5 protein-coding genes and 2 pseudogenes are annotated in these 6,743 nt (G+C 62.7%); 5 read left to right on the top strand and 2 right to left on the bottom strand.

Going from position 1 to position 6,743, the window contains the following annotated elements:
- Positions 1-270 (top strand): annotated as a pseudogene (locus BU28_RS0110560) (IS110 family transposase); the annotation flags it as partial.
- A 211-nt stretch (positions 271-481) separates the two neighbouring features.
- Here the strand turns inward: BU28_RS0110560 and BU28_RS24625 are convergent.
- A pseudogene (locus BU28_RS24625) lies at positions 482-1,289 on the bottom strand (IS3 family transposase); the annotation flags it as partial.
- A gap of 182 nt (positions 1,290-1,471) precedes the next feature.
- On the opposite strand from BU28_RS24625, the gene BU28_RS22665 reads away from it, so the two are divergent.
- Genes BU28_RS22665 through BU28_RS25425 form a run of 4 tightly spaced genes read left to right on the top strand, consistent with a single transcriptional unit; the run spans position 1,472 to position 5,844 of the window.
- A complete protein-coding gene (locus BU28_RS22665; RefSeq protein ID WP_051578116.1) occupies positions 1,472-3,481 on the top strand; it encodes an AAA family ATPase in 2,010 nt (669 codons plus the stop codon).
- A gap of 49 nt (positions 3,482-3,530) precedes the next feature.
- Positions 3,531-4,481, top strand: coding sequence for a helix-turn-helix transcriptional regulator (locus tag BU28_RS22660; protein WP_158212780.1), 951 nt, complete (start codon positions 3,531-3,533; stop codon positions 4,479-4,481).
- Between the two features lie 32 nt (positions 4,482-4,513).
- A complete protein-coding gene (locus BU28_RS25430; RefSeq protein ID WP_143809707.1) occupies positions 4,514-5,260 on the top strand; it encodes a hypothetical protein in 747 nt (248 codons plus the stop codon).
- Entirely contained in the window at positions 5,257-5,844 is a 588-nt protein-coding gene (locus BU28_RS25425) for a hypothetical protein (RefSeq protein ID WP_143809706.1), read from the top strand. The genes BU28_RS25430 and BU28_RS25425 overlap by 4 nt, the downstream gene beginning before the upstream one ends.
- A 94-nt stretch (positions 5,845-5,938) precedes the next feature.
- Here BU28_RS25425 and BU28_RS0110530 read toward each other — a convergent pair whose 3' ends face one another.
- Positions 5,939-6,499 carry a hypothetical protein gene (locus tag BU28_RS0110530; protein ID WP_028719448.1) on the bottom strand — a complete coding sequence of 187 codons (561 nt, stop codon included), beginning with the start codon at positions 6,497-6,499 and terminating at the stop codon, positions 5,939-5,941.
- Between the last annotated feature and the right edge of the window lie 244 nt (positions 6,500-6,743).

Genomic DNA, 6,743 nt, shown 5'->3' with positions numbered 1-6,743 from the left:
AATGCTCGCCTGCGTCGCACACTCTGGCTGGCAAGTCAGGCCGCCGTGCTGAAGCCCGCCAACAGCTTCCGCGACAAGTTCGAGCGATACATCGCACAGGATCGGCACAACCCCGATCTGCGCCGCAAGGCCTACACCGCCATCGCAGCGAAGATGGCCCGCACCATTCACGCCGTGATCAAATCCGGCGAACCCTATCGCCCCTTCTTCGAGGGGGCGAGCCCAGGCGGAAGGACCCCTCTCTGTAGAGCCGTGGAGGCAGCTTTCTGACCTCGTAGATAATGTTCGGGCCTTCCGCTTGGGATTTAGGATCTCGTCTTGAGGACGGTGAGGGCGGCAACCTGGCCGACCCTGTATTTGCTATGGAAGAGACCACTTCTTGACGGCGGAGCCCGTCTGGGCAACCATCTTCAAGGCATCCAGTCGCTCGGATGCCCCGTGAACTGATGCCTCAAGCGGCAAATCCTTCCCGACATAGGACGTTGTCCGAGACGATCACGCCGGGCCTGCCGCGCCGCTCGATCAGCGCCGTCAGTTCCCTGGCAACCCTGCGGCCGGAAATCGAGGTGTCGACCACGGCAGCCAGGCTTCCTTGGTGACATCGTCGATCACGTTCAGGATGCGGAAGCGGCGGCCGTCCGCGAACTGGTCCTGCACGAAATCGACCGACCAGCGGGCGTTGGCCAGAGCCTCGGTCACCAGCGGTGCCCGTGTGCCGATGGCCCGCTTGCGGCTGCGGCGCCGACGCACGGATAGCCCCTCCTCGCGGTAGAGCCGCTGCGTGCGCTTGCGATTCAGCACATGCCCGTCCCGTCGCAGGATCACGTGCAGGCGGCGATAGCCAAACCGCCGATGCGTCTCGGCAGCCTTGCGCAACTCGTCGCGCAGTTCGGCGTCGGTCGTCCGACGATGGAGGTATCGCACCGACGACCGATCCGCACCGATCAGGGAACACGCCCGCCGCTCGCTCATCTCGTAGCCCTGTTCGAGATGGGCGACGGCCTCGCGCCTGGCGGCGGGCGTCACCATTTTTTTGACAGCAGATCCTTCAGCGCCGTGTTGTCGAGCATTGCCTCGGCCAGCAGGCGCTTCAGCTTGGCGTTCTCGTCTTCGAGCGCCTTCAGACGCTTCGCCTCGGACGGCTCCATTCCGCCGAACTTCGCCTTCCAGGCGTAGAACGTGGCGCTACTGATCCCGTGCCTGCGGCAGACCTCGGCCGTCTTTGCGCCCGCCTCCTGCTCCCGCAGGATCGCGATGATCTGCTCTTCGGTGAACTTCGATCTCTTCATGTCCGGTCCTCTCATTGGGCCGGACTCTAGCATCACATGGACGAGTTATCGGGGGTCACAGCATTCGACACCAAAGACGGCATCCGACCGCATCCGCCGACATTCAACGGTACCAGTTGTTGGCGTGCGTCCGAATCTGACGGGGTCGCAGGTTATCTTTTCTTCATCAACGGAGGGAACGGATGACCAGCGAAAAATACCTTGCGCTCGGCCTCGTCGCAACTCTGGCGGAGCGCTTCGGACCCGGAAGCAAGATCGCCAAGGAGCTGCCGGGCTGGATTGAATACCTGACCGATGCCGAATGTCCCGAACGGCCCCGGACACGCGCGGGCGCCGCGTGGTGGGGCCGGGTGCGCGACTTGCTGGACGACCTCTGCAAGGAGGCAGCTGGCGGCGACAGCAATGTGGTGCGGACAAATGCAACGCGGATCGGCCAGCACTTCGGGCTGACAGCCATCGAAGTGCGCGTCCTCGAGTTTTTCGCCGACTACCGCACATTCGACATGTTCGAGCATGTGGTCGACCAGGCGCTGGAGACGCGGGAGGTGACTTTGCCGTTCCTGATCGCGCAATTCTCGGGCGCAGAGCAGGGGGAGATTCGAGCGGCGCTTCGGCCGGATGCGCGGCTGAAAGCCTCTGGCCTGCTGCAGAATGAGGGACGCAACTGGTCCAGCCAGAGGGTCCCTTACGCTGTTTCGCCGCGGCTCGCGGATGCCATGCTGGCGGATGTCGACGACATCGAAGACCTGGTTGCGCTGCTGTTTCCGCCTGCGCCCTTGCCCGATGCCGAATGGCAGGATTTCGAAGGGATGAGCGAGAGCGCTGATCTGATGCGCAAACTGCTGACCAATGCCCTCGCGAATGGCACGCCGGGCGTGAACATCCTGCTGTATGGCGCGCCCGGCACGGGCAAGACCGAGTTCTGCAAGGTGCTGGCGCGCGAAGTGGGGGCAAGGCTGCGTGCCGTCGGAGAGACCGATGACAGCGGCGATGAGCCTTCGCGTGGCGAGCGGCTGGCCGAGCTTGGGATCGCCGGACGGATGCTGTCGGCGCGGCGCGATGCGGTCCTGCTGCTGGACGAGATGGAGGACCTGTTCGGCGGCGCTGTGCCGCAGTCTTTCCGCCCGGAGCGGATCTCGAAGGTCTTCGCGAACCGGCTGCTCGAAACAAACCCCGTGCCGATATTGTGGACCACCAATGCCATCGACTCCTGCGACCCGGCCTTCCTGCGCCGCATGACCTTCTCGGTCGAGATGCGCACGCCTTCGGAACAGGTGCGCAAACGCATCTGGCAACGGCTCGCCGACCGGCATCAGCCGGTGGCCGAAACGGGTGCGCTGATCGCGCTGGCCGGGATCCATGACCACCCCCCGGCGCTGGTGTCGGATGCAATGCGAGTGGCGCGCGACTGCGGCGGCGGGATCGAGACCTTCACGCAGGTGCTGGGGGCTTCGGCCAAGCTGACCAATGGCGGCATCGCGCCGCCACCGCAGCATCATTCCGAGGTCGCGTGGGAGCCGGCGCTCGCCAACACCGATACAAGCCTCGCGCTCTTGGAATCGCAGTTGCGCAGGGCCTCGCAGCCGCTGCGGATTTCCTTCTGCCTCGACGGCCCGGCCGGGACGGGCAAGAGTGCCTGGGCGCGGCATCTCGCCCGGCAGCTCGGTCTGCCGGTGCATCAGAAGCGCGCCTCCGACCTGCTGTCGATGTGGGTTGGCAGCAGCGAAAAAGCGATCGCGCGGGCCTTCGCCGAGGCGCGGGCAGACGGTGCGCTGCTGATCTTCGACGAGGCCGACAGTCTGCTGGCCGACCGGCGCAACGCCGCGCATCAGTGGGAGGTCAGCCAAGTGAACGAGATGCTGACCTGGATGGAAGGGCATCCATTGCCCTTCGTCTGCACCACGAATCTTGTCGAGCACCTCGACCCTGCGACCCAGCGGCGCTTCACCTTCCGCATCCGCTTCGACTGGTTGCGTGAGGATCAGCTGCCGCTGGCATGGTCCACGCATTTCGCCGCGCCCGTGCATGCGGATGTCATGTCCATCGACCGGCTGGCGCCGGGAGACTTTGCCAATGTGGCCCGCAGGATGCGCGCCCTCGGGCAGGACGACCCGGCTGCAATCCTTGGCGAGCTGCGGCGCGAATCTGAGGCCAAGGAGGGCAAGGCGCGGCCCATTGGCTTCGGCTGTTGACGCCCCGTGTATTCGCGAGGAAAGTGTGCGGCGAACGACCGGAAGCAGAATGCGTTACTCACGCCAGGAAGACCTTCTCAGACTGGCGCTGATGATGCAGGGTTCGGCGGAAGGGCTTTCCATCGCCGACATCGAGCGCGCCTTTTACGTCTCCCGCCGCACAGCCGAGCGGATGCGCGATGCCGTGCTGCGCGCCTATCCGCAACTCGAGGAACGCCCGGGCCCCAATGGGCAGAAGTACTGGCGCTTCCCGACCGGCACCCTGGGACGGATGGAGGAACCGACCCTCGACGAACTGACCGCGGGTCATCGCGCGGTCAGCATTGCCCGGCGCGAGGGCGATTTTGCCACGGCTGAAACGCTGGAGCATCTGCTGGCCAAGGTGCAGGCGATGTTTCGCGCCGACCGCCGCCGCCGAGTCGCCGCGGACCTGGAGGCGCAGCTTCTGGCTGACGGGGTGGCCTTTCGCCCCGGCCCGCGCGAACGCATCGCGCCCGATATCCTGTCTGCCTTGCGCGAGGCGATCCTGGCCGGGGTGATGATCTCGGCCGATCACCGCGCCCGTGCCTCGGGCAGGCTCTCGCGCGGCACCCGCCTTGGCCCGATCGCCATGCTGCTGGGCGAGGGGCGGCAATACCTGCTGGCCTGGAGCGAGTATCAGGACGACCTGCGCCTGTTCGCCCTGGCCGGATTCGAGCGGATCGCGCTGGAAGATGACATTTACGAGTGTCCCGAGGGTTTCGATCTGCAGGACTGGCTGGCCGAAAGCTTCGGAATCTGGCGCGAGGAGCCGCAGGACGTGGAATGGCGCTTCCTGCCTGAAGTGGCGGACGAGGCGGCGACCTATGTGTTCCACCCGCGGCAGGAATCAGAGCGTTTGGCCGATGGTTCGCTGGTGGTGCGGTTCCGGGCCGGAGGGCAGCAGGAAATGGAATGGTATCTGGCCAGATGGGGGGAGAATGTGGAAGTCGTATCAAAAGGAAACCTGAATGATATGTGACCGGAAATTTCAAGGCATGACGGGGGTGGGTAATGCTTCATGCGATAAACGCAAAAAAAGCTAGGCTCGATCGGGTGATAGATGGCGTTGGAAAGCAGCCGCGCGAGGATTTGATAACCTCGGCGCTGTTTGGTACAATCCAGTTTCTTTCCGCACCTGCGCAGAAGTTGGCACTGAAGGCACTGATCGGTCAGGAATTGCGTGGTGACGCAGAAATCTTTCTCTGGCCGTATTTGAGGCACCCGGAAGAAAATGCAGAGCCGGATGTGGTCCTGAGAATTCGCACTGATGATGGCCCTGTCTACTGGATCGTCGAGGTGAAATGGGGCGCACCTCTCGGTGATGAGCAAGTCGGTCGTGAAGTCCGGACACTTCGTGATGGCGAATGTCGTCGCGGCGGCCTGCCCGCTGAAAATCGGAACGTGATTGGCTATACTCTGCTCGGAGCGGAGATGAAGCATACGGAAGCTATGCAGGTAGCCGAGGGAGAGTTTCCCAAACTGACATTCCGTAGCCTGACATGGCCAGCGGTAACGGAGCGGCTGCGCCGTCTATCCACCAAAAAAAATGACGATCCCGGATTGATTTCGTGGACCAGAACGGCTGAAGATTTTCTCAGGGGCACTCCGAAGGGAAGTGTGCTGGGATCATGGCCTCCTGATGTCATGATGCCGCCGGCCGCAAGTTTTACTTTCGCAGCAGGCAGACAGTTTGATTCCGGAAACGCGGTCGGATCAGTACCTGCAGCGCAATTCAATTTTACCGAGAGGCACAAATGACCACTGGCGAAACCATCTGGCAATCTGCCCAGAATCTATTGAGGTCTTCCGAAAACCTCGACAAGCTCTGCGAGGCATTCAGTGTGATCGAATGCGACGAGAAGAAACTTGTTATCGAGCATTCTGATGAAGGTTCGCAGGATAATGGATGGATATATCCAGTCTGGGAGGCTTATTACAAAGTCAGGCAGGCACCAAACGGAAAAAAGAGGGATGTCGGTTGGATAACTCTGGCCATCCAGCTTACCTGCGACGTTGGCGTTGAGGGTGACTGGCAACACGGAAAACGCGCCAAGGTTCTGGCGGGGTATTCGCCGTCCAAGGATTTCGACGACGCATGGGGATTTGATAGCGAAGACCCCAACTCGTCAGGCTATGTCGATGAGTGCACCACCGACGAGTATCGCTGGCTTCATTCAGACAAAGTAAGCTGGTTCTTCGCAGTTCCTCTTGACGCGCTGACTAGCACAGATGACGTGGAAAAATATATCACCACGCCGATGCGTCGACTTGTGCAGGACGAAACCCCTGATGAGGTGCTTGGAGCGATCCGCAACAATCTGTGTCTGCCACCGCAAGCTTGATACCTCGCAGCCGGATCGGGATCGCGCGCCCGATCCGGCCTCCTGCGCAGATTTCGCTGCCGCCGCGCCCACCTCGGCTATCGACAGACTCCGCTCATTCGGCGGCTAACCCGACTCCTTCCGCCACCTCATGCAATTGTGACGGCGGCAGCAACATGGCCTCCAACTCGGCCTGATCGGTGCTGACGGGGGCAAAGTCCCACTGATCGACGCCGACATTCACCTGACCCTCGGCGCCGCGCCAGCGGGTATGGACATGACCGAAAAGCTGGATTGCCCCATCTCGCGCGCCGTTCCAGGTGACCAGCGGATAGTGACACAGGACGAAGCGGCGCTCTCCGATGCGGATTTCGACCAGATCGTGAACCGAGGCCCACGGCAGCGCTCGCACCAGCCAGTCGGGATCGTGGTTGCCGCGCACCAGATGCTTCCGCCCCGGCAGCGCGGCAAAGGCCGCCTGCGCGGCCATGCGCCCGGCCTCGGTCTCGCAGGCGGCGAAATCGCCGATGATCCACAGGTCGTCATCGGCTCCGACAACGCCGGCACGGACGATCATCGCGGCACCCATCGCCTCGATCGAGGCAAAGGGCCGGCGAAAGAAGCGCCGCACCGGGTCGTCTGCAAAGTGTGTGTCGGCAGTAAAGAAATGGGCCATGCACGATCTTTGTTGGCTGGCACGGGGTGGCTCTGATGCTGCAACCGCGCGCCGACGTCATCCATGGTCCAAGGTGGGGTTGCAAGCGTACCCAAGGGGCTGCGATGGTATTCTGGATCCGCGAGCTTCTGATCCGGCAACGCAGGCAGACGATCAACACCCTGCGTGGGGCCTGATCCATCGCGGGTTTCCATCACGACGATGCAGTAGACCCTCGAGCTTGAGGACCGCGGATCGCTCTCTC

It is taken from the genome of Paracoccus yeei ATCC BAA-599 (genome assembly GCF_000622145.1).
Taxonomy (GTDB): Bacteria; Pseudomonadota; Alphaproteobacteria; order Rhodobacterales; family Rhodobacteraceae; genus Paracoccus; species Paracoccus yeei.
The sequence above is the reverse complement of the archived record's forward strand: the minus strand, read 5'-3'. Positions and strand labels throughout refer to the sequence as shown.